Annotated in this window: 2 protein-coding genes and 1 pseudogene; all 3 read left to right on the forward strand. The window is 72.0% G+C overall.

Features of this window, described 5'->3' with window-relative positions:
* Positions 1-812, forward strand: an 812-nt coding sequence (locus WA944_RS23845) for an LpqB family beta-propeller domain-containing protein (RefSeq protein ID WP_526647415.1), incomplete at its 5' end; no start/stop codon positions are given.
* Positions 813-882: 70 nt separating this feature from the next.
* On the forward strand, positions 883-1,281 hold the full coding sequence (locus WA944_RS23850; RefSeq protein WP_526373090.1) for a QcrA and Rieske domain-containing protein: 399 nt from the start codon (positions 883-885) through the stop codon (positions 1,279-1,281).
* A 123-nt stretch (positions 1,282-1,404) separates the two neighbouring features.
* Positions 1,405-1,516, forward strand: a pseudogene (locus WA944_RS23855) (ComF family protein); the annotation flags it as partial.

Raw genomic sequence — 1,516 nt, forward strand, 5'->3', positions numbered from 1 at the left:
CGGCCGGGCTGCATGCGCTGGTCGGCGGGTCCCTGGTGCGGCTGGACGGCCAGCGCACGCCGCGGGTGTCGGGTTCGTTCGGGCAAGTGCCCGGCCAGAGCGCCGCCTCGCTGTCGCGCGGCGGTCAGCTGGTCGCCTCGATCATCACCGAGCGCCCCGGCGCTCCCGACATGGCCTCGACACTGTGGGTGGGACCGCTGGGCGGGGACGCATCCCAGGCGATGGACGGCCGCAGCCTCAGCAGACCGAGCTGGTCGCTGGACGACGCCATCTGGGTCGTCGTCGACGGCATCAACGTCGTCCGCGTCATCCAGGACGCCTCGGGCCAGCCCGCCCGGATCCCCGTCGACTCCGCCTCGGTGTCGACCCGATTCCCAGGCCCGATCGCTGAACTGCAGCTCTCGCGGGACGGCACCCGCGCGGCCATGGTGATCGAGGGACGGGTGATCCTCGCCGGGGTCGAGCAGACAGAAGGCGGCGGGTACGCGCTGACCTTCCCGCGACGGCTCGGCTACGGGTTGCGCGACACGGTGGTGTCGTTGTCCTGGCGCACCGGCGACGACATCGTCGTCAGCCGTACCGATGCCCAGCACCCGGTGGCCTACGTGAACCTCGACGGGGTGAACTCCGACGGCCCGACGTACAACCTGCTGCGGCCGGTGACGACGGTGGCGGCGAACCCGTCGGCGGTCTACGTCGCCGACGCGCGCGGGGTGCTTCAACTGTCGGGGTCGACCGCCGACGGCGACCCCGGGTGGGCGGAGGTCCGGCCGTTGATGACAGCGGGTGCGCTGCCGGTGCTGCCGGGCTGACACTGGACGTGCTGCCGGACAGCCCTCCGGCGGCCAGCCGATGGAGAGGGCACCGATTGATATCGACAAGATGCAGGTTTCCCGGAAGTCGGTGATCGTCGGCGCGGGAGTGGGCCTCGCGGCGGCCACGCTGGCGGCGTGTTCGGGCGGTGATTCCGGCGATTCGGGTGACGAGGTTTCAGGGGCGGCGTCGGAGGAGCTCACCACGACCGCGGACGTGCCCGTCGGCTCGGGCATCATCGTCGGCGAGACCATCATCACCCAGCCGGTGGCGGGGGATTTCAAGGCGTTCTCGGCGGTGTGCACGCACTCCGGCTGCCTGATCAACGCGGTGGCCGACGGGACCCTCAACTGCCCCTGCCACGGCAGCAAGTTCAGCCTCGACGGCGCAGTGGTCAGGGGCCCGGCCGCGCGCCCGCTGACCGAGGAGACGATCACCGTGCAGGGAGATTCGATCGTCGCCGGCTGACGTGGCGCGCCTTGGCCCGCGAGTGTGAACCCAGGGCTGTGGATCAGGCCGAAACCACAGCCCGGAGTGCTATTCCGCGGCGGACGGGGCGGGCTGTCGGACGCCGCCGCCACACTGGCGGGCGTGCTCGACCTGGTCCTTCCGCTCCAGTGCGGTGGCTGCGGCGTCGCCGGCGTGGGCTGGTGCGCGGCGTGCGACCGAGAGCTCACCGTCCGGCCCGACCAGCCCCACCTGG

This window comes from Mycobacterium sp. (genome assembly GCF_049683355.1).
In the GTDB taxonomy this organism is placed as follows: Bacteria; Actinomycetota; Actinomycetes; order Mycobacteriales; family Mycobacteriaceae; genus Mycobacterium.